This is a genomic window from Bradyrhizobium sp. Rc2d, assembly GCF_900099855.1.
Classification (GTDB): Bacteria; Pseudomonadota; Alphaproteobacteria; order Rhizobiales; family Xanthobacteraceae; genus Bradyrhizobium.
On the sequence record NZ_FNCU01000008.1, the window covers coordinates 1 to 21,076 of the forward strand.

The window sequence follows — 21,076 nt, forward strand, 5'->3', positions numbered from 1 at the left end:
AGACCGCCCGGATCATCTGGGCCATGCTGGTCAAAGGAGAAACCTACCGAGACCGCGCGAGCGCGCCGGCTGCGGCCTAGTTGAGGGGCAACAGCCGCCGCGCTCGCGCTCCATGCCTATCGGAAGGGCACTAAAGGTGTGATGGCAAATGGTCTGGAAACCGGGATCGAAACACTCCGCATCGTCATCGCGCGTCACAGCGCGCCGCAATGATTGGAATTCGATCAGCGATCTCCATCAGGGCCCGCGGTCAATGGCCGCTTCTCGAGGCCGTATACATGACCGCTCCCCGATTCATTTGCTGAAGCACCAAAAAGCCCTTGCCGAGAGGGGGCCGTCCATACATGACGACGGAGAGAGCGGGTGTCTGCCACATCCCCCAATCACTCCCCCAGCGTCGCCTCCACGAACCCGCGCGGATCGTCGCAAAATTCACGCATGACCCGATAATGATCGGTCTGCTCCACCGTAACAGGCTCAAGTCCATATTTTCCCAGCCGCAGCAGCTGCGCGTTGGGATAGGCCATCAGCAGAGGCGCGTGGGTTGCCATGATCACCTGGCAATTGCCGGAGAGATCCATGCGATGCAGGAGCTTGAGGAAGTCCATCTGCCGCGCCGGCGACAGTGCCGATTCCGGCTCATCGAAGATGTAGATGCCCTGCTTCTGGCAGCGCTCCTCGAAGAAGACCAGAAAGCCCTCGCCATGGGAAAAGGAGAGATAGTCCGGAGCTTCCTGGACGCTCGCACCAAACACGCCTTCCATGGCTTGCGCGGCGCTCACGGCCGAGCGGTCGAGATAGCGGGCAACCGAAAAGAATGTCTCCGCGCGGAAGAACCAGCCGTCGGTCACCTTCGGGACCCACGCGGCCCGCAAGGCAGACGACAGCTCTTCGCCGGTGATTTCGATGCCGCCGCCGTCGATCTCCTGAAAGCCCTTGCGGCCGCCGGTGCTGGCAAAGCCGGCCATCCCCGCGATGCCTTCGAGAATGGTCGATTTCCCGGTTCCGTTCTCGCCGACGATGATCGTGACAGCGGACTCGAAGCTGTGATCGAACTCATCCCTGAAGACGGGAAGGCAGAACGGATAAGCCTCCCAGTCCTCGACCCGCGAGCGATCGAGCCAGACACGCCTGAGATAGGGCGCGCGCAGTGTGGTCTGTCGACGTCGTGTCCGGCTCATGCCCCTGCCCCGCTCCGTCCCCGCCGAAATCTTCAAAGGAACATACCAGGAACACAAAATGCATGGAAGTGGCATCTGCGGAAGGTCGCAAGCTTCGGTCGTGCCTTAGCCCAAGGATTAGCCCAAGGATTAGCCCATGGCCTCCAGAACCAGCTCCATCGTCATCAGCACGGGATTGTCGCCGCGCACCAAGCGGCCCTCGGCGAGGCCGCCGGTGTAGTCGATCAGGGCGACGTCGAGTGCTGCTTCGAGCGCGCCGGACGAACCGGCCTCGATCGCGCCGCACGCTATTGCCAGCTCAGTGGCGAACGGCTCGGTTACGCCGCCATGGGTGAAGCGCGCGCCGATGGTCGAGCCGACGCCGCCGTGGAGCTTGGCGCGGGCAATGCCGTGCGCGCGACAGAATGCTTCGAGACAACCGGCAAAATCCTGGTTCGGCCGCAGCCGCATCGCAAACGCTCGGCTCGTCGCCTGCGCACCGGTGCTCGCCGCCGCCACCGGACCGAACAGCTTGAAATTGGTCTCCGGATCAGGCTCGGCCGTGAACATCGCACCATCGAGACCGAACGCTTCGACGGCGAACGGCTCGGCGACAACAGTCTCGTCCGGCAGCATGTGGCCGCCGCTGGCGCGGCCATCGGCCTCGGTCCACAGCCCGTGGCAATGAAAGAACGGCGCGCCGTCACGCATGCCCAGCGTCATGCTGCCGAGCTTCGTGCGCGTCACGCCCTTGGGCCGGAACGTATCGCTGTAGAACGCAGCGTTCTCGCCAGTCTTCGACAGCGCCGGCATCACATAGGCGAACGGCCCAAGCGCGCCAGCGCCAAAATTGAGCACGCCGCCGGCAAAACCCTCCGCGGCAAAACCGCGGCGCGCTGCTTCCAGCAGCGGCAGGCCGGCTTCAAGCGTGAACGCGAAGGCGCGTCCCCTCGCCTCCACCCATTGGATGCGTTCTGCGCTAGGCGCGCCCGGCTGCTTGATGCTGCGCATGACGCCCGCTCAGCCTGCCTTCGTCTTGTCGAGATCGAGCAGGCCTCGCGCCTCGAGTTCATCACGGACCATGCGTTTTGGAATCTTGCCGTAGCCGGACTTCGGCAGCGCCTCCCAGAAGAAGAAGCGCTTCGGCATCTTGTAGCGCGGCACCTTCGGCGCGAGGAACGCCGCCATCTCCGCTTCACTCACCGGCTTCGCGCCCTCGCGCGCGACGCAGACGGCAACGCCGACCTCACCCCAGGTCGCATCGGGCACGCCGAGCACGGCAACCTCGCCGACGGCCGGATGCGTCAAGATCTTCTCCTCGATCTCGCGCGGATAGATGTTGGAGCCGCCGGAGATGTACATGTCGGAAGCGCGTCCCGTGATGTAGACAAAACCCTCCTCGTCCATGTGACCGAGATCGCCGGTGCGGAACCAGCCGTTGCGGAACGCCTTCGCATTGGCTTCAGGGTTGTCGTAGTAGCCGGCAAACACCGCGGGGCCGATCACGCAGATCTCGCCGCTCTGGTTGGCGGCAAGCTCGCGGCCGTCGTCGTCCTGAATCGAGACCTGCATGCCGGTGCGCTCGAAGCCGCACGTGCCGATCTTCGCATGCGGGCCGTCCTCGGGATCGTGCAGCGCGGCCGGCAGCACCGTGATGTTGCCGGTGACTTCGCCAAGGCCAAAATACTGCACGATCACCTTGCCGAGCTTCTTCAGCGCCGCCTTCTGGTCCTCGCGATACATCGGCGCGCCGGCATAGATGACGTGGCGCAGCGAGGAATGATCGTATTTGTCGGCGGCGGGATGCTCGACCATCATCTTCAAAATGGTCGGCACCGTGAAGAGATTGCTGACGCGATGCGCCTCGATCAGGCGGAACGCCTCGTTGATGTCGAACTTTTCGGTCGGCAGCAGCACGGTGCGTGCGCCGCGCGCGGTCTGCATCAGCTGATGCACGCCGGCACCGTGCGACAACGGCGCCACCACCAGCGAGGCATCCTGCTCCGTCGTGCCGGGCGTCAGATCGGCGAGATGATTGGTGACGACGAATCCCATCTGGCCGTGGGTCAGCACGGCGGCCTTGGAGCGGCCGGTGGTGCCGGAGGTGAAGAAGAACCAGCAGGGATCGTCGTGCTCGACCGCGACGTTCTCCACGGCAGCGCCGGCTTGCGAGACGATCGCGTCAGCCACCGAGCGCTCGCCGAACGCGGCCTTGCCTTCGATGCTCCAGGTGAATTCCAGCGCACCGCCGCTCACGGCCGCAGCGTGCTCGGGAAAATCGATATGGCACAGAAACGCCTTGGCGCCGGAGGCCTGCGCGAGATAGCTGACCTCATCCGGCATCAAGCGGAAATTGGTGGGCACCCAGACCGCACCGAGCCGGAACGCGGCGAACATCGAAAAGAACATCTCGTCGCCATTCTTGGAATGGACGAGGATGCGGTCGCCCTTGGTGATGCCGCGCGCGGCGAGCGCCGCCGCCAGCGCCGAGACCTGCGCATCGATCTCTCGCCAGGTCCAGGACTTGTCACCCCAGACAAAGCCAGGTCGCGATCCATGCCGCCGCGCATTCTGGGTCAGCATGTAAGCGAGATTCATGACGCGGCGGGACATGCGCAGGGGCTGCATCGGGTTTCCTCTTCGACGGCGGGCGGCACGCGAGCCACCCGCTTATTGCAGTCCATTTATCGCGACCGAACGCGCCCCCGCAAGGCCGCCGGCCGCGTGGCCTGCCCTACGGCTCCCTGAAGGCAAACGGCTTCGTCGTGATGGCCCTCTCCTTCACACAGGTCTGCGCACCAAAGCCGCCGCAATAGCTGCCATGCAGATCGAAGCGGATGACGCGCGAAGCGCCGTGCCTGGCCGAGTTCGGCTTGATCTCGTAGCTGCGGACACGACCGTCGAAGACGAGACGCACGTCCCCACCCGGCAACGCCACCAGGATGTTCATGGTGCAGCCGCCGGTTCCGCAATAGATGGTCTCGCGCTCGCCGCATTTGGCGCCGCTGAAATCGACGATGTAGTCGTCACGGCCGTCGCCGGTCAGGTCGATCTTGCGCACCGTGTCCGACGCGAAGGTCACGGTGCCGCCGTCCTGGCTGTCGCATTCCTCATTGGCGTAGCGCAGCGCCCTCTGCACGCCGGGCGGATAGTCGGACGGACTGAAGGGTCTTGCGTCTTCAGCGCGCGCGGCGGAGGCGAAGAGAGCGACCAGGAGGATCAGATAGCGCATACGCCTCTGTCGCCGGCGCGGGCGCAATCGTTCAGGGAATTTTAAACATGACCGGCGCAACCTCGTTCAGTTCTTGCGTTCAGAGTGTCACATCATGGTCAAAGCGCCCGCCGTCCTCCTGCTTACGCTCGCGCTTGCCGGATGTGCCGTGGCCCCGCAAGCGCATCTGGCCTCAGATCCCGCCTTCAAGCCCGCGCGCTATGCCTGGGATGGCGCCGGCGAAGATCCCAACCGGCCGTACGCAGCGTCCGGACCTGCGCGCACCGCAGCCCGATCCGAGCACGACCGATCGCACGGCGGACTTCAGCCCTCTTCGAAGGAATGGTGGCAGGCGCAGGACGGCACCGACGCCGAGCAGGACGCCAAGGTCAATCGCTCCCTGGTCATCTGTCAGGGTTGCCTCGGCCCGCAGCCGCAGCCCGAAGATTCCAGGCTCGCCAAAGCCGCCGATTGAACCGAACTGCCCTCGTGGATCGAGCGGCGTCCGGACTACTCAGATCTCGTCACGCGCTAAAGACACAGGCCCGCCACCCGCGGCCGGCGGGCCTGCCGATATCTACGGCCTATTGTCCGTGCCTGAGCATATCCTGGTCATTCAGATCCCAGTCCTGCCACAGCTGCAGTATGCCGAGCAGCACCACCACCGCACCGAGGCTCGTGTGGTAGATGCGGAGAAAGCCTTCACCGGAATAGCCGATCACGTAAGGCGAGGCGATGAGCCAAAGTCCGACCAGGATCGTCGTCACCTCTTGCCAGCGCTGCAAGGCAACATATTCGAGCTGGCTGATGCCAAACACGACCAGACCGACCGCGACGGCATTCAGGATCATCGTTTCGTGTCCAGTGACCGGCTGATCCTGGATGGGAAACCACGGCGAAGCCACGATCAGCGCGCCGAGCAGCATCCCGCACCAGTCTTCCCATGTTCGATGAGTACCCAAGAAACCAAAATCCGACATCGTACCCTCCTACAAGAGGCATACGTCTGCGGCTGGCAATCATGACACTCCGAATGTCTAGCGACCCTGCCGGCCGCATTCGGGCGTATGTCCTCTCAAGGACGTGGGAACCGCCGTGGGGCTTGCAAGGGCAATACCGAGGATTATTTGCACTCGCTGCATCATGCTCGCAGAGCGAGACTTCCATACTGCACTGCGGCCGCAAGGACGCGCGTTTGCAGATATCTCCCCTGCGGCAATCTCCCTTGGTCTCACCTTGGCAAGGGCGGGGTCAGCCTCCTAGATCAGGACGCAATCTGCACTTCGAAGGATCCCGCATGGCGGCTTCGGTACGCGACAACAAGGACAGGAGCCGCTTCGAGCTCGATGTCGGCGGCGACATCGCCTTCGCCAATTACCGGCTGACGCCGTCGGCCGTGATCATCACGCACACCGAAACGCCGCGCGCTCTGCGCGGCCGCGGTATCGGGTCCGAACTGGTCAAGGGCGCGCTGGACTTGATCCGCCGCGACGGCAAGAAGGTGATCGCCGGCTGTGGCTTCGTCGTCGACTATCTCGACAGGCATCCGGAAGATGCGGATCTCCTCGCCTGAACGTAAAAGGGCCCGCGAGATCGCGGGCCCTTGCGGTACGACCGAGCGATCGGTCAGTGCTTGATCTCCGGCGGCAGCTTACCGCCATTGGCGGCGAGCTTGGACATCACCTGCTTGTGCAGCCAGACGTTCATGCTCGCCGAGTCGTTCATATCGCCGGTGTAGCCCAGCTCCTTGGCGAGATCCTTGCGCGCAGCAAGGCTGGAATCGATGTCGAGCGCCTTCATGAGATCGACGATGGAGGTGCGCCATTCCAGCTTCTCGCCCTTGTGCGCAGCCACCGCCTTGTCGACGATCGCGGCGACGTCGACGGCTGCCATGGGCGCGGCAGCCGGCGCCGATGTGCCCGGTGCGGCCCCTGCGGGCGCGCTGCCGCCAGGCGCGACAGCAGCCGGCTGGCTGCCGAAGATCGCGCTCATGATTTTCCCGAAAATGCTCATGTCTGCTCCCCGAAAAGGATCCGTTGGAAGGGCCTTGAGTGGCACTATAGACGAGGTTCGTGCGTTACGCCCGCGAAGTTCTGCGAAGCAGCACGCAGCATCAGCTTATCTGCGGCGAAATGACGACCGAATGACATCGGCGAGGTTTGCACTGCGTCATCGAAATTCGCCCAAGCGTGAGGGACAGGACTCGGAATTGGGAGTACGCTTGCCGTTCAGCTCGCGATGCCATCCGGAATTCGCGTCTGGTCGGAATCGCGATCGTTCAAAGAAGGCGACCACTTGCGCCGTTGCCGGCGCGAGATCGACCGCATGGCAAGGGAGCAACCGACCATGGCCACACTCTACCAGGGCAATGTCCCCAGCATGGCCCGGACCGCGGAAGCGGCCGGACCGGTGATCCGAACCATCCGACTGTCCGACCTGCACGATGCGCTGAAGCGCGGCTGGGAGGACTTCAAGGCCGTTCCGAGCCACGCCATCATCCTCTGCGTGATCTATCCGGTGCTCGGCCTCGTGCTCGCCCGCGTGGTGATGGGCTATTCGGTGCTGCCGCTGCTGTTTCCGCTGGCCGCCGGCTTCGCGTTGATCGGGCCCTTCGCCGCGCTCGGTCTCTACGAGCTCTCCAGCCGGCGCGAACGCCATGAAGAAGCCACCGCCTGGGACGCCATGGAGGTGCTCCGCTCGTCCTCCTTCGGAGCGATGCTCGGCCTCGGCACGCTGCTGCTCGCTCTGTTCGTAACCTGGGTCGCGACCGCACAAGCGATCTATGTTGCGGCGTTCGGCTATGAGGGCGTGACCGGTATCTCAGATTTCATCACACGCGTGCTGACCACGCAGCAGGGCTGGTGGCTGATCGTGGTCGGCTGCGGCACCGGCTTCCTGTTCGCGCTCGCCGCGCTCTGCATCAGCGCCGTGTCGTTCCCCTTGATGCTGGACCGTCATGCCGGTGCATTCGAGGCGATGGTCACCTCGCTGCGCGTCGTCGCAAAGAACCCGGCGCCGATGGCGGCCTGGGGCTTGATCGTGGCGGTGCTGCTGGCGCTCGGCACGATCCCGGCGTTCCTCGGCCTCGCCGTGGTGATCCCCCTGCTCGGCCATGCCACCTGGCACCTCTACCGCAAGGTGATCGTGTCCGATCCAGGTGCACGTCCAGTGCCGCCTCCGCCGCATCGTCCGCGCAAGCCGGCCGCCGACTTCCCCGCCAACCTCTTCCCCTGGCGGAACAACACGGACGCCTGACGATATCGTGACGTGCGACCCTGCCCGGCTCGGGCAGGGTCGCACTGTCACAGCCTTGCTTTGGCCGCGGTTACAACCGAGATTGTGCTCGCCGGTCAGACCACTTCACGGAATCCATTTCATCTGATGACCACGACGATTTCTCGTCTCGCTCTTGCAGCCCTCGCCCTCTCCGCGTCCATCCTGTCAGTCCAGCCAGCGCTCGCCGCTGTTGCCTGCGGCTCGGGCAATTTCGACGCCTGGCTTGCGGACTTCAAAACCGACGCTGCGGCCAAAGGCATCTCGCAACAGGCCATTGCATCGGGGCTCGCCGGTGTGACGCTCGATCAGGGCGTGCTCAACCGCGATCGATCGCAAAAAGTCTTCACCCAGACCTTCGAGGAGTTTTCCGGCCGCATGGTGCCACCGCGCCTGCAGCGCGGCTCCAACATGATGAAGCAATACGGCTCGGTGCTGTCGCGCATCGAGCAGGCCTACGGTGTCCCTGGCGAGGTCTTGGTCGCAATCTGGGGCCTCGAGACCGATTTCGGCGTCAACACCGGCAAGTTCGCCACCATCCGCTCACTGGCGACACTGGCCTATGACTGTCGGCGCGCCGAGCAGTTTCGCGGCGAGCTGATGGATGCATTGCGCATCGTCCAGCGCGGCGATCTTGCACCCGCCGACATGAAGGGCGCCTGGGCCGGCGAGCTTGGCCAAACCCAGTTCATGCCGTCATCCTGGATGAAGTACGCGGTCGATTTCGACGGCAACGGCAAGCGCGATCTCCTGCACAACGCGCCCGACGTGCTCGCCTCCACCGCCAATTATCTCGCCGGCTATGGCTGGCAGCGCGGTAAGGATTGGCAGCCGGGCGGTCCGAACTTCGCGGTGCTCCAGCAGTGGAATAAGAGCGAGGTCTATTCCAAGACCGTCGCCTATTTCGCCACTCAGCTGGCCCGCGCGCCTTAAACCCTCGTTTTGCCGTTCAGCCAATTTCCGAAGCGAATCGGCAGATCTTATTATGAATTAATATTCATTTTTATGGCGACCGCCGTGCATGCGATTCGTGCATATCTAACTCGGGTCCAGACGCTGGATGAACTCCTTGCAGGTACGAGGAACTCCATCATGTATTAAACTGCATGATCCGCAATAACCCCGTGAATTCACGGGAATTTATGGCACCAAATTGCTTGTCTTGCCCGCGGCTTGAGCGGGAATGCCGTCGGGTTAATCGCCGGTTACCAGTGCTATGCATTCTTCGCTTAGCTGCATCGCAACATCGGAACTTTCGCACTGCACCACTCTCTCCTATATTCATTTCAACGATGAGGCCCGGGCAAGGGTTGAATCGAACTACAGGAGACTACCAATGCTGCTCTCGCTCATCCGCATGATCCAGGCTTTCCGGGACTATCAGCGCAATGTTGCCGAGCTGTCCCAGCTCAGCGATCGCGAACTGGCCGACATCGGCCTTGATCGCTCGGACATCCCGCGCGTTGCCGCCGGCCAGTATCAGGGCTGATATCGTTCAGCCCTTCACCGGACGAACCGATAGCGCCCGCCTCGTGCGGGCGTTGTCGTATCTGATGGCAGAAAACTCGATCTCGGCGATTCCACTGGACGCCGAAAAGCGCTACCTGTCCGCCCCATGACAGGATCCCAATCCAACATCGTGCACGTGATCGGCGCCGGCCTTGCCGGTTCCGAAGCCGCCTGGCAGGTAGCCAAATCCGGCGTGGCCGTGGTGCTGCACGAAATGCGGCCGACCCGCATGACCGAGGCGCACCGCACCGACGGGCTCGCCGAGCTCGTCTGCTCCAATTCGTTTCGCTCGGACGACGCCGCCAACAACGCCGTCGGCCTGCTCCATGCGGAGATGCGCCGGCTCGACTCGCTGATCATGCGCGCCGCCGATGCCAACCAGGTGCCCGCGGGCGGCGCCCTGGCCGTCGACCGCGACGGCTTCTCTGCGGCCGTCACCAAGGCGCTGAACGACCATCCCCTGATCGAGATCGCACGCGGCGAGATCGCAGGCCTGCCGCCGGCCGACTGGAGCAATGTCATCGTTGCGACCGGCCCCCTCACCTCTGCGCCGCTGGCTGATGCCATCCGCGAGCTGACGGACGAGAATGCGCTCGCCTTCTTCGACGCGATCGCGCCGATCGTGCATCGCGACTCCATCGACATGTCGGTGGCATGGTTCCAGTCGCGCTACGACAAGATCGGTCCTGGCGGCAACGGCGCCGACTACATCAACTGCCCGATGACCAAGGAGCAGTATGACGGCTTCGTCGCGGCACTGATCGCCGGCGAGAAGACCGAGTTCAAGGCGTGGGAGACCAACACGCCCTATTTCGACGGTTGCCTGCCGATCGAGGTCATGGCGGAACGCGGCCTCGAGACGCTGCGCCACGGTCCGATGAAGCCGGTCGGCCTCACCAATCCGAACGATCCGACCACAAAGCCTTACGCGATCGTACAGCTGCGCCAGGACAACAAGCTCGGCACGCTCTACAACATCGTCGGCTTCCAGACGAAGCTGAAATACGGCGAGCAGCAGCGCATCTTCCGCACCATTCCGGGATTGGAGAAGGCCGAGTTCGCCCGCCTCGGCGGCCTGCATCGCAACACCTTCCTCAATTCGCCAAAGCTGCTCGATGGCCAGTTGCGCCTGCGCGCGCAGCCGCGGCTGCGCTTTGCTGGCCAAATGACGGGCTGTGAGGGCTATGTGGAATCCGCCAGCGTCGGCCTGATCGCGGGCCTCTACGCGGCCGCCGATGCGCGCGGCGAAACGCTGGCGAGTCCGCCGGGCACGACGGCGCTGGGATCGCTGCTCGGCCACATCACCGGCGGCCATATCGAAACCATCGAGCCCGGCACGCGCTCGTTCCAGCCGATGAACATCAATTTCGGCCTATTCCCGCCGCTCGCGACCGTGCCGACCAAGAAGCCCGACGGCACGCGGCTGCGCGGCAACGAGAAGACGGTGGCCAAGAAGCAGGCGATGAGCGCACGCGCGCTCGCCGATCTCGATCGCTGGATCGCCGATCACCTGCGCATTGCCGCCGCGGCGTGAGTTTTCGATGAGCCTCCCCCAAGACGACGCCGCGGCACTCTCGGCGCGCTGGACCGAGGGCGTGCTGCTCAAGCGCGACGTGTTCTCGACCGTCGAGCGCGGCCGCTTCCGCAGTGAGGACGGCGAGGTCGACGCGGTGCTGCGCCGGCTCGACGAGGTGCCGTGGTGGTCGTTCCTCCTGGCACGCCATCTGTTCGCCCGCGAGAAGCGCGCGCTGGCGCTCGCCAAAGGCCTCAACGTCGGTCCGAAGTTGCTGTGGGGCGGACGCCGCGCGCTGGTGCGCGGCTTCGTTGATGGCGTCGCGCTGCATCTGGCCAAGCCGCATGGCGACCTCGCCTATTTCCGCTCGGCCAAGGCCGCGCTGCGCCGGCTTCGCCGCGCCGGCATCTGCCACAACGATCTCGCCAAGGAACAGAACTGGTTGGTCGGACGCGACGGCCATGCCTATGTGACCGACTTCCAGCTCGCCGCCTGCTTTGCGCGGCGCGGCCGGCTCTACCGCATCCTTGCCTATGAAGACCTCCGGCATCTGCTCAAGCACAAGCGCTCCTACGCACCGGACGCACTGACGCCGCACGAGCGGAAGATCCTGGCGAAGAAATCGTTCGCGGCGAGCCTGTGGCTTGTCACCGGCAAGAAGGTCTATCGCGCCATCACCCGCGGCCTGTTCAACTTCACTGATCGCGAGGGTGGCGGCCGCCGGCTCGTCAACGACGCGCCGGTGCTGGCGGCACTGATCCGCAAGAACCCGGCCGTGCGCGACACCGCCATCGTCGCCTTTGCCGACCGCCGCTCCGGCGTCGGGCTCTATGCCTTCGTCGAAGCCGATCAGGCCGTGCTCGAAGGCGAGCTACGCAACGAGCTTGCGGCCGCCAAGGGCCCGAAGCCGCCGGAACACATCCAGGTCGTGCACGCCCTGCCCCGCGACACCAGCGGCAAACCGCGCACCGAGATCCTGCAACTGGTCGCCATGAACCAGCTCGACCTGATCGAGCCGATGATGAAGAACGATCAGGACCGCGCCTTCCTCAAGGCCATCCTCGAGCAGCGCAAGAACCTGCGCGACCGCTTCAATTTCGAGGCGGATCTACCAACGAGCTAGGGCCTGGCGCGCCTTGAAGCGTCCACATTGGCGATAGAGAAGCGGTCGGAAGGCAGAGTTGGTGGGGGTCATGGGCGCTCGGGGGACGGTGATGCATCGTGTGGTCGGCGGGGTGATCGCCGGCCTTCTACTGCTGGCCATCACACCCGCAATGGCCGAGTCCCCCGCCGAGCTGATCTCGAGCTTCCGCCTCAAGCACGGCGAAGTCCGTGTCGTCCGCGATTCAACCCTTGATCGCATCGCCATGGACCAGGCCCGCGCGATGGCGACGAAGGACGATCTCAGCCACGACGCACTCGGCCCGTTCAACCGCCGTGTGGCGCCAGCCGGCGCGGGCCGTGCCGCCGAGAACATCGCCTATGGCTACGACAATTTCGAGAAGACCCTGGGACAGTGGATCGACTCCTCCGGACACCGCAAGAACCTGTTGCTGCACAACGCCTCCCGCGTCGGCATCGCGAGCGCCAAGAATGCCAGCGGCAAGCGCACCTATTGGGCGATGGTGATCGCCGGCGATTATGAGCCGAAGGGCAAGAGAAAGAAGGACAAGGAGCCGCTGGTTGCCGTGAAGCGCGAGGCCGTGCCCACGAGCAAGCCCAAATCCAGCGGCTGCCACATCAAGCTGCTCAGCCTCTGCATCTGAGGCCTGACAATTTCAGCCGCGCCGCCTCGATCGCGGCCACGTCGATCTTGGTCATCCCCATCATTGCGTCGAAGGCGCGCTTGGCTTCAGGGCCGCCGGCCGCCAGCGCCTCGATCAATACGCGCGGCGTGATCTGCCAGGAAACGCCCCATCCGTCCTTGCACCAGCCGCAGGCGCTTTCCTGCCCGCCATTGCCGACGATTGCGCTCCAATAACGATCTGTCTCCTCCTGATCGTCGGTAGCGATCTGAAACGAGAAGGCCTCGTTGTGTTTGAACATGGGCCCGCCGTTGAGACCGAGACAAGCAACGCCAGCCACTGTGAATTCGACGGTCAGCACATCGCCGGCCTTGCCGGACGGGTAATCGCTGGGCGCGCGGTGAACGGCACTCACGGCGCTAGCGGGGAACGTCTCGGCGTAGAAGCGGGCCGCCGCCTCGGCGTCCTTGTCGTACCAGAGGCAAATCGTGTTCTTCGCCATCGCGGGTCCTTTCAAATTCCTACCAAATCACGCCCTCTATCATCATAACATCCGGATCGGCATGCTCCAGCCGCGGCATCTATTGTCCGACCTTGCTCGCGTGCGTCATTGTGTCAAACTCAGGGAACCCTAACGCAGAGGCTCTCACTTGATCGACATCGACCGGATACGCACCGACACACCAGCCGGCTCCCGGCTTGCGTATCTCCACAATGCGGGTGCTGCTCTCATGCCAACGCCCGTTGCCACAGCGATGAAGCGGCACATCGACCTCGAGAGCGAGATCGGAGGTTATGCCGCCGCTGATCGCGAGTCCGCCCGGCTCGACACGGTCTACGGTTCGGTCGCGCGGCTGCTGAATGCCGCGCCCGACGAGATCGCCCTCATGGAGAACGCGACGGTTGCCTGGCAGATGGCGTTTTATTCGCTTCCATTCGCCCAGGGCGATCGCATCCTGACCGCCGAGGCAGAGTACGCCGCCAACTATGTCGCGTTTCTTCAGGTGGCCAAGCGTACAGGCGCGATCATCGACGTCGTGCCGAGCGACTCGACGGGCGAACTAGATGTCGCTGCGCTCGAACGCATGATTGATGATCGCGTGAAGCTCATCGCCATCACCTGGGTTCCGACCAATGGCGGGCTGGTCAATCCCGCGGCGGCGATCGGCAGGATCGCGCGAGCGCACGGCATTCCCTATCTGCTCGATGCCTGCCAGGCGGTCGGCCAGATGGTGGTCGATGTCGAAGCCATCGGCTGTGACATGCTGTCGGCCACGGGGCGCAAATTCCTGCGCGGGCCGCGCGGCACCGGCTTTCTCTACGTCCGCCGAGCGATGCTGCAGCGGCTCGAGCCTCCGATGATCGACCATTTCGCCGCGCCCTGGGTCTCGCGCGATGAGTATCAGCTCCGCGATGATGCGCGCCGTTTCGAGACCTGGGAGAACAACTACGCGGCCCGGCTTGGCCTGGGAGCTGCCGTCGATTATGCCCTCGCGATCGGCCTTGGTCCTATTGAGCAGCGCTGCCGCTTGCTTGCGGACCGTCTTCGCAGCGGCCTCGCCTCCATTCGCGGCATCCAAATACGCGACCTCGGCCGCCGCCCGGGTGCCATCGTCAGCTTCACGGTGGACGGATATGACGCGAACGCCATTGTCAGCAGTGCCGCTGCGGCGGGCATCACGATCGGCACTTCGGATCCGTCGAGCACCCGCATCGATGCAGAACTTCGCGCGCTGCCGCCGGTCTTGCGCGCCTCGCCGCACTACTACAATACGGAAGCCGAGATCGATCGGCTGATCGGTCACCTCGCGGGTTTAACACCGCGATAAGTGACACGCTCTGCTCACGTGCAGCGCGCCGTCAATCCGGATGCGCTGAGCCGTGCCATGACCTCGTCGAGATGGGCGCTGTCGCGGGTCTCGATGACCAGTTGCAGCAGCGTCGCCTTGGCCGGCAGGTCGGAGAAAGTCCGCTGGTGCGAGACCTCGATGATGTTGGCGCCGGCTTCGGCCAAAAGCGCCGCGACCGCGGCCAATTGCCCGGGGCGGTCAGGAATATCGAGCGAGAGTTGGGTCAGTCGCCCCTCGCGTGCCAGCTCGCGGGTCAGGACCGAGGCGATCAGTCTCGTATCGATGTTGCCGCCGCTCAGCACTAGGCCCACTTTCTGGCCGGCGAAGCGGGATGGATCGGACATCAGCGCGGCAAGGCCGGCGGCACCGGCGCCCTCGACCACCGTCTTCTCGATCGAGATCAGGGTCGCAACCGCACGCTCGAGCTCGGCTTCGTTCACGAGCGCGATGTCATCGACGAGGCGGCGGACGATTTCGGTGGTGATCTTGCCGGGCGATTTGACCGCGATGCCTTCGGCGAGCGTGTCACCGCGCGCCGGCAGATTCCCGTCATGGATGGCATTGTACATCGAGGGATAGAGCCAGGCCTCGACGCCGAGCATCCGTAGCGACGGTTTGATCGACTTGGCGGCAATGGCGATGCCGCTGATCAGCCCGCCGCCGCCGATCGGGACGACCAGCGTATCGAGCTCCGGCACCGCCTTCAGCATCTCCAGTCCGACGGTACCCTGCCCGGCGATCACCAGCGGATCGTCATAAGGATGGACGAAGATCATGCCGCGAGCCTCACCGTGGCTCCGCGCGAACGCGGCCGCCTCCTCCAGCGTCGCGCCCGTAACCACTACCTCCGCGCCGTGATGCCTGGTGTTCTCGATCTTCACCATGGGCGTGCCGACCGGCATGACGATGGTGGCGGGAATGTTGAGCCTTCTTGCGTGATAGGCGACGCCCTGCGCGTGGTTACCCGCCGACATCGCGATGACGCCGCGCGCACGCTCCTCCGGCGTCAGCGCGGTCAGCCTATTGAGGGCGCCGCGTTCCTTGAACGAGGACGTGAACTGGAGGTTCTCGAATTTCAGCCAGATGTCGCAGCCGCAGATGCTGCTCAGCGTCCGGCTGTAGCTACAGGGCGTTTCGACGACGGCACCCCGGATGGTCTCGGCGGCCGCATGGATGTCGCTTGGTGCGACCGGGAAGTCGCCGAGATCGGAGGTCGCGCTTTGGGACAAGTCAGCCATAGGCCAGCATAGAGCATTTGGCCGCCACAGGCGATAAGCCGACCCCTATTTGGTAAATTCCCTGGAGCGTGAAGCCCGCCACAGCGTCCACAGCGTGCGCAGCCGCGAGGCCGGCTGCGGCGCGAACGGATTGCGGCCTGGTTTCGACAGGCGCTTCAGATCGGCCCGGGTCTGGCTCAGTGGCAAAAACGCGAGCCGCACGGATGGCGGCAACTGCGGCAGCAGCGAGGAGGCCGTGGTCAGATGCTGCCGCGCTTCGCCCGCGAGCTGGTCCAGTACGGCGCGCAGGCTCGGCGTCTCCTTGCCGGCGAACACATCCTCCATATTGCAGTTGTGGCTCGCCAGCACTTGCTGCGGCAGGAACAATTGCCGGTGCGCCGCATCACGCGGCAGGTTGGCAACGACCTGGACGATTCCCTGGGCAAGCCCAGCATGACGGCCGAGATGCTCGGCCGCCTCCGACGGCGGCGCCATGATCCGGGCTGCAAGGGCAAACAACGCCGATGAGGTCGCCGCCAGATAGCCTTCCAGTGCCGCCATGGTCGGCATCGGATCGTTGTAGAGATCGAACTGGTGCTCGTCGGCGAGCAGCGACAGCGGCTCGACCGGCAGGTCGTAATCGCGGATCGCGCGGAGCAGCTCCGCCGCCACCGGATTGCCCTCGGCGCTGCCATGGACATGGCCTGACAGCATGTCGGTCCACCATTGCAGGCGAATCTCGCCGGGCAAGGGCTGGCTCACCTGGTCGCGAACGCGCACGATCTCCGCATTGAAGGCATAGAGCGCCAGCAGCGCGCGGCGCTCTGCGGCGGGTACGAACAGCGTCGCGACGTAACGCGGAAAGTCGTGGCTGCGCACGAGATCGGCGCAGAAGGTAGCCGAATCGGGTGGCGGCGCGGTGCTGCTCATGGCACCGCGATCAGCGCGGCTGCCACGCGGCGCCGCTCGCCGATCATGATGTTGTAGGTGCGCACGGCGGGGCCGGTCTGCATCGTATCCAGTACCACCCTCACCGCCTTCAAGGCCTGGCGGAGTTCCGGCGGCGGAAGCCAAACCCCGGTTCCAGTGCCGACCAGAAGCGTGTCGATGCTGTTGGCGGCCGTGAACACGCGATCGAGCGAGTAGCGGTCGATCTTGGTGGGGTCCGTCACGTCCCAGGCCCAGATCGCGTCGGGCAGGCACAGCAACGATCCTCGATGCGACATGCCGGCGAAGGCGAAGCCGCCCTTGCCATAGGCTTCGATCGGCGCCGAGCGCGGGAAATGGGGTGCGTTGGGGTCGCCAGCCATGAGCCAGGTCCGAATGAGCTTACTACCCCCGCAAACGCGTGCGGGGGCATGCGGTTCGGATCATGCCTTGTTTTTCTTCGCCGGCGTAGCCGTGTCCGGCGCATCTTCGCGATGCTCGCCGACGCCGAGATAGATCAGGATCGGGGCCGCAATGAAAATCGAGGTGTAGGTGCCGACCAGCACCACGCCGAACATCATCACCGCGGTGAAGCTGTGGATGGCGTGGCCGCCGAACAAGAGCAGCGCGAGCAGTGCCAGCGTCACCGTGACGTGGGTGATGATGGAGCGCGACAGCGTCGAGTTGATGGACTCGTTGAGCAGCTGCGGCATCGGCATCTTCTTGTAGCGCCGCAGCATTTCGCGGATACGGTCGTAGATGACGACGGTGTCGTTGAGCGAATAGCCGAGAATCGTCAGCAGCGCGGCGATGCTGGTCAGGTCGAAATCGACCTGGCTGATCGACATGAAGCCGATCGTGAGCACGATGTCGTGCACGTTGGCGATCATGGCGCCGAGCGCGAACTGCCATTCGAAACGGAACCAGAGATAGATCAGGATCGCCACGATCGCGAGCATCAGGCCGAGCATGCCGTAGGCCAAGAGCTCACCGGAGACGCGCGGGCCGACCACCTCGACACGGCGATACTCGACGGAATCGCCGAGCGCTGCGCGGACCTTCTGCACGGCCTCCTGCTGCGCGGCGTCGCCGCCGGGCTGCTCTGCAACGCGGATCAGGACGTCCGCGGGGCCGCCGAACTGCTGGAGCTGGACTTCGCCGAGACGCAGGGAATCCAACGTCGTGCGCATCGCCGCGATGTCGGCGGTGCCGGACTTGGCCTGCACCTCGAGCAAGGTGCCGCCGCGGAAGTCGATGCCGAAATTCAGCCCGTGGGTGAAGAACAGCGTGATCGCGACGATCGACAGCGCCGCCGAGATCGGGAAGCTGACGCGGCGAAAGCGCGTGAAGTCGAAATGCGTATTGTCCGGGACGATACGCAGCGACGGCAAGAGGCCGAGGGCCGCGACCACGGTGAGAATGGCGATGAGGACGCCGAGCCCGATGAGAACGGTGTGAGTCACGATCAGGCTCCTAGATCGGCACGCTCTGCGGCCGCTTCCACCGCACCCACCCGGCGACGATCAGCCGCGTCAGAGTGAAGGCGGTGAACACCGTGGTGATGATGCCGATGCCGAGCGTCACGGCAAAGCCGCGCACCGGGCCGGTGCCGATGTAGAACAGCACGGCGGCAGCAATGAAGGTGGTGATGTTGGAATCGAGGATGGTCGCCAGCGCCCGCTTGAAGCCGGCGTCGATCGCCGAGATCGCGTTGCGGCCGCCGCGCAGCTCCTCGCGGATGCGCTCGTAGATCAGCACATTGGAATCGACCGCGATGCCGACGGTGAGCACGATGCCGGCGATGCCGGGCAGCGTCAGCGTGGCGTTGAGCAGCGACAGCAGGCCGAAGATCATCGCGACGTTGATTGCCACCGCGACGTTCGCGAACACGCCGAACAGGCGGTAGGTCGCGAGCATGAACACGATGACGAGGATCGAGCCGACATAGGCCGCAAGCTCGCCCTTCTCGATCGAATCCTGGCCGAGACCCGGACCGACGGTGCGTTCCTCGACCACCGTGAGCGGCGCCGGCAGCGCGCCGGCGCGCAGGAGGATCGCGAGATCGTTGGCCGATTGCACGGTGAAATTGCCGGAGATTTGGCCTTGGCCGCCGGTGATCGGCTCGCGGATGACGGGCGCCGAGATCACCTTGTTGTCGAGCACGATCGCGAACGGCAGTCCCACATTCTCTTGCGTCGCCTGCGAGAATTTGCGCGCGCCCGACGTATTGAACTTGAAGCTGACGACCGGCTCACCCGTGCGCTGGTCGAAGCTCGCCTGGGCATCGGTCAGATCGCCGCCGGCGACCAGCACCTGCTTCTTGACCACGTAAGGTGTCGGCGGCGGCGAGGCGCTCATCAAGAGTTCGGATTCCGGCGGCAACCTGCCCTGCTGCGCCTGATCCGGCGGCACGGAGGTATCGACCATGCGGAATTCCATCTTCGCGGTCTTGCCCAGGAGTTCCTTCAGGCGCGTCGGGTCCTGGAGGCCGGGGACCTGCACCAGGATGCGGTCGTTGCCCTGGCGCTGAATCACGGGCTCGACGGTGCCGAGCTCGTTGACGCGGCGTTCGACGATCTGGATCGACTGCTCGATGGTCTTGCGCATGCGGTCGAGCATCGCGGCCTGCGGGATGCTCAGGCGGATCACACCGCCACCGGCATCGGTGACCTCAAGGTCGCGCTGACCGCCGGATCCCATGAGGCCGCCCAGCGGCTGCGACAGCTCGCGCAGCTTGGCGAGTGCGGCCTGCGCATCGGATTCCTTACTGATGCGAACTTCGACCGCGTCGTTGCGCACGGTAACGCCACCGGTGAAACCGATCTTGGCATCGCGCAGCGTCCGGCGAACGTCGTCACGGATCTGGTCGAGCCTCTCCTTCCTCACATAGGCGGAATCGACCTCAAGCAGCAGATAGGATCCGCCCTGCAGGTCGAGGCCGAGCACGAGCCGGCGCTGCGCCCAGGCGGGCCAGGTCTTGACCTGCGCCTCGGGGAAGAAGTTGGGGACCGCGCAGAGGCACACGATCAGCGCCGTCAGGATAATCCCGAGCGCCCTCCACCGCGTGAAATACAACATCGACTAGACCTGTCAGATCAGGAGACTTGCAGGAGACTTATAGTGACTCGCGGGGAAGCACTCACTTCGCCGCGCTGTCGTCCTTGGCGCTTTCCTTGGATTCTTTGGCCGGTTCGCCCTTGGCGCGCACGCCTGAGATCATCTGGCGCATCTGCCGCACGCGCACGCCGTCGGAGATCTCGAACTCGATCTGGTCGTCGTCGACGACCTTGGTGACCTTGCCGACGAGGCCGCCCGAGGTCACCACCGTGTCGCCGCGGCGGATGTTCTTCACGAGGTCGGCATGATCGCGGACCTTCTTCTGCTGCGGACGCAGAATCAGGAAGTACATGATCACGAAGATCAGGGCGAACGGCAGCAGCGACATCAACATGCTGTTGGTGTCGCCGGCGCCCGCGGCCTGGGCATACGCAGGGGTAATCAGCATTCGGACGATCCTCGTGACAACGGGGGAAAGCCGGTCAGGCCCTCAAAGGCGACCGGTTCGGTCAAATTCGCGCGGACTATAGCGGCCATTGCCCCAATTGCAACGCTGCCAGACTGCCCTTTTGGCCCACCTTGCGGCGCGTCCTCAGGCCCGATAAGGCTGCATTCTCAGGAACTTCGGACATGCCCAAAAAACCCAGCAAAAGCCCGGCCGGCAAAGGCCCCAATACCCCTGCCAAGAAGCCCGCCCGCGTCGCGGCAAAACGTCCCAAGGGCGCCCCTCAGGCAGCCCCGGTCGATCCCTCCCAGGAGCGCATCGTCCGCGCGCTGGAGACCATTGCGGCGCACCTGTCGGCCCAGGGCAACCCGGCCCTCGAACCCGAGTCGTTCGAACGGGCCGACGCGTTCGTCTGGCATCCGGACGGCCGCCTTGCGGCAGTGCCGCGGGTCAGCCGCGTCGAGCTATTCCTGCTGAAGGGCGTCGACCGGATGCGCGACATCCTGATGGAGAACACCGAGCGCTTCGCCAATGGCCTGCCCGCCAACAACGCCCTGCTCTGGGGCGCGCGCGGCATGGGCAAGTCATCGCTGGTGAAGGCGGCGCATGCCAGCCTCAACGCGGAGCGCAAACCGGCCGACAAGCTGAAGCTGATCGAGATCCATCGCGAGGACATCGAAAGCCTGCCCGCGCTGATGGAGTGCTTGCGCGCCTCGTCCTTCCGCTTCATCGTGTTCTGCGACGATCTCTCCTTCGACGGCAATGATGCGTCCTACAAATCGCTCAAGGCCGTACTCGAAGGCGGCATCGAAGGCCGGCCCGAGAACGTCATCCTCTACGCCACCTCCAACCGCCGCCATCTGCTGGCGCGCGAGATGATCGAGAACGAGCGTTCGACCGCGATCAATCCCGGCGAAGCGGTCGAGGAGAAGGTCTCGCTGTCGGATCGCTTCGGCCTCTGGCTCGGCTTTCACCGCTGCAGCCAGGACGAGTACCTCGCCATGGTGCGCGGCTATTGCAGCCATTTCGGCATCAAGATCGACGACGAGGCGCTGGAGCGCGAGGCGCTGGAATGGTCGACCACGCGCGGCTCCCGCTCGGGCCGCGTCGCCTGGCAGTTCGTGCAGGAGCTGGCGGGACGGCTCGGCGTGAAGCTGACGATGAAGTAG

The 21,076-nt window shown here is 64.5% G+C and carries 23 protein-coding genes; 10 read left to right on the plus strand and 13 right to left on the minus strand.

The genetic code is table 11. From position 1 onward, the window contains the following. Positions 1–383 precede the first annotated feature (383 nt). The 4 genes from BLV07_RS12595 to BLV07_RS12610 all read right to left on the minus strand — a co-directional run bounded on the left by BLV07_RS12595 (position 384) and on the right by BLV07_RS12610 (position 4,392). Complete coding sequence (locus BLV07_RS12595; RefSeq protein WP_091885450.1) at positions 384–1,181, minus strand: AAA family ATPase; 798 nt, start codon at positions 1,179–1,181, stop codon at positions 384–386. Between the two features lie 129 nt (positions 1,182–1,310). Further along, on the minus strand, positions 1,311–2,171 hold the full coding sequence (locus tag BLV07_RS12600) for a PCC domain-containing protein (protein WP_091885452.1): 861 nt from the start codon (positions 2,169–2,171) through the stop codon (positions 1,311–1,313). 9 nt (positions 2,172–2,180) lie between these two features. After that, the gene (locus tag BLV07_RS12605) at positions 2,181–3,788 is read right to left on the minus strand and encodes an acyl-CoA synthetase (RefSeq protein ID WP_091885455.1); all 1,608 of its coding nucleotides are present in this window, start codon (positions 3,786–3,788) and stop codon (positions 2,181–2,183) included. A 106-nt stretch (positions 3,789–3,894) separates the two neighbouring features. Next, positions 3,895–4,392, minus strand: coding sequence for a hypothetical protein (locus BLV07_RS12610; RefSeq protein ID WP_176945499.1), 498 nt, complete (start codon positions 4,390–4,392; stop codon positions 3,895–3,897). A 94-nt stretch (positions 4,393–4,486) separates the two neighbouring features. On the opposite strand from BLV07_RS12610, the gene BLV07_RS12615 reads away from it, so the two are divergent. Further along, entirely contained in the window at positions 4,487–4,846 is a 360-nt protein-coding gene (locus tag BLV07_RS12615; RefSeq protein WP_091885459.1) for a hypothetical protein, read from the plus strand. A gap of 109 nt (positions 4,847–4,955) precedes the next feature. Here the strand turns inward: BLV07_RS12615 and BLV07_RS12620 are convergent, their stop codons facing one another. Beyond that, complete coding sequence (locus BLV07_RS12620; protein WP_091885462.1) at positions 4,956–5,351, minus strand: SPW repeat protein; 396 nt, start codon at positions 5,349–5,351, stop codon at positions 4,956–4,958. A gap of 317 nt (positions 5,352–5,668) precedes the next feature. Here BLV07_RS12620 and BLV07_RS12625 point away from each other — a divergent pair, with 317 nt between their 5' ends. Next, entirely contained in the window at positions 5,669–5,944 is a 276-nt protein-coding gene (locus BLV07_RS12625) for a GNAT family N-acetyltransferase (protein WP_091885465.1), read from the plus strand. 53 nt (positions 5,945–5,997) lie between these two features. On the opposite strand, the gene BLV07_RS12630 is transcribed toward BLV07_RS12625, so the two are convergent. Next, the gene (locus BLV07_RS12630) at positions 5,998–6,384 is read right to left on the minus strand and encodes a DUF3597 domain-containing protein (RefSeq protein WP_176945500.1); all 387 of its coding nucleotides are present in this window, start codon (positions 6,382–6,384) and stop codon (positions 5,998–6,000) included. A 333-nt stretch (positions 6,385–6,717) separates the two neighbouring features. On the opposite strand from BLV07_RS12630, the gene BLV07_RS12635 reads away from it, so the two are divergent. The 6 genes from BLV07_RS12635 to BLV07_RS12660 all read left to right on the plus strand — a co-directional run bounded on the left by BLV07_RS12635 (position 6,718) and on the right by BLV07_RS12660 (position 12,432). Further along, positions 6,718–7,626 carry a DUF2189 domain-containing protein gene (locus BLV07_RS12635; protein ID WP_176945501.1) on the plus strand — a complete coding sequence of 303 codons (909 nt, stop codon included), beginning with the start codon at positions 6,718–6,720 and terminating at the stop codon, positions 7,624–7,626. Positions 7,627–7,752: 126 nt separating this feature from the next. After that, a complete protein-coding gene (locus tag BLV07_RS12640; protein WP_091885472.1) occupies positions 7,753–8,577 on the plus strand; it encodes a lytic murein transglycosylase in 825 nt (274 codons plus the stop codon). Between the two features lie 403 nt (positions 8,578–8,980). Continuing rightward, positions 8,981–9,133, plus strand: coding sequence for a DUF1127 domain-containing protein (locus BLV07_RS12645; protein ID WP_007590701.1), 153 nt, complete (start codon positions 8,981–8,983; stop codon positions 9,131–9,133). Between the two features lie 126 nt (positions 9,134–9,259). Next, a complete protein-coding gene (gene trmFO / locus BLV07_RS12650; RefSeq protein ID WP_091885475.1) occupies positions 9,260–10,687 on the plus strand; it encodes a methylenetetrahydrofolate--tRNA-(uracil(54)-C(5))-methyltransferase (FADH(2)-oxidizing) TrmFO in 1,428 nt (475 codons plus the stop codon). 7 nt (positions 10,688–10,694) lie between these two features. Next, the gene (locus BLV07_RS12655; RefSeq protein ID WP_176945502.1) at positions 10,695–11,789 is read left to right on the plus strand and encodes an AMP-binding enzyme; all 1,095 of its coding nucleotides are present in this window, start codon (positions 10,695–10,697) and stop codon (positions 11,787–11,789) included. Between the two features lie 70 nt (positions 11,790–11,859). After that, on the plus strand, positions 11,860–12,432 hold the full coding sequence (locus BLV07_RS12660; protein WP_091885480.1) for a CAP domain-containing protein: 573 nt from the start codon (positions 11,860–11,862) through the stop codon (positions 12,430–12,432). Here BLV07_RS12660 and BLV07_RS12665 read toward each other — a convergent pair. Further along, positions 12,416–12,913 carry a VOC family protein gene (locus BLV07_RS12665; RefSeq protein WP_091885483.1) on the minus strand — a complete coding sequence of 166 codons (498 nt, stop codon included), beginning with the start codon at positions 12,911–12,913 and terminating at the stop codon, positions 12,416–12,418. The two genes, BLV07_RS12660 and BLV07_RS12665, sit on opposite strands and share 17 nt — an antisense overlap. Before the next feature lie 148 nt (positions 12,914–13,061). On the opposite strand from BLV07_RS12665, the gene BLV07_RS12670 reads away from it, so the two are divergent. Next, positions 13,062–14,240 (plus strand): aminotransferase class V-fold PLP-dependent enzyme, encoded by a 1,179-nt coding sequence (locus tag BLV07_RS12670; protein ID WP_091885486.1) that lies wholly within the window; start codon positions 13,062–13,064, stop codon positions 14,238–14,240. 14 nt (positions 14,241–14,254) lie between these two features. Here the strand turns inward: BLV07_RS12670 and BLV07_RS12675 are convergent, their stop codons facing one another. From BLV07_RS12675 to yajC, 6 genes are all read right to left on the minus strand, one after another. Further along, positions 14,255–15,499 carry a threonine ammonia-lyase gene (locus BLV07_RS12675; protein ID WP_091885488.1) on the minus strand — a complete coding sequence of 415 codons (1,245 nt, stop codon included), beginning with the start codon at positions 15,497–15,499 and terminating at the stop codon, positions 14,255–14,257. A 45-nt stretch (positions 15,500–15,544) separates the two neighbouring features. Then, positions 15,545–16,408, minus strand: coding sequence for a phytoene/squalene synthase family protein (locus tag BLV07_RS12680; RefSeq protein ID WP_091885491.1), 864 nt, complete (start codon positions 16,406–16,408; stop codon positions 15,545–15,547). Beyond that, entirely contained in the window at positions 16,405–16,788 is a 384-nt protein-coding gene (locus BLV07_RS12685; RefSeq protein WP_091885494.1) for an Mth938-like domain-containing protein, read from the minus strand. Before BLV07_RS12685 ends, BLV07_RS12680 begins: the two co-directional genes overlap by 4 nt. Before the next feature lie 60 nt (positions 16,789–16,848). Next, the gene (secF, locus tag BLV07_RS12690) at positions 16,849–17,868 is read right to left on the minus strand and encodes a protein translocase subunit SecF (RefSeq protein WP_091885497.1); all 1,020 of its coding nucleotides are present in this window, start codon (positions 17,866–17,868) and stop codon (positions 16,849–16,851) included. A gap of 10 nt (positions 17,869–17,878) precedes the next feature. Next, positions 17,879–19,483 carry a protein translocase subunit SecD gene (gene secD, locus BLV07_RS12695; RefSeq protein WP_091885500.1) on the minus strand — a complete coding sequence of 535 codons (1,605 nt, stop codon included), beginning with the start codon at positions 19,481–19,483 and terminating at the stop codon, positions 17,879–17,881. A gap of 61 nt (positions 19,484–19,544) precedes the next feature. Then, the gene (gene yajC / locus BLV07_RS12700; RefSeq protein WP_091885503.1) at positions 19,545–19,910 is read right to left on the minus strand and encodes a preprotein translocase subunit YajC; all 366 of its coding nucleotides are present in this window, start codon (positions 19,908–19,910) and stop codon (positions 19,545–19,547) included. Positions 19,911–20,092: 182 nt separating this feature from the next. Between yajC and BLV07_RS12705 the strand changes: the two genes are divergently transcribed. Next, positions 20,093–21,076, plus strand: a complete 984-nt coding sequence (locus BLV07_RS12705) for an ATP-binding protein (RefSeq protein ID WP_091885506.1) — start codon at positions 20,093–20,095, stop codon at positions 21,074–21,076.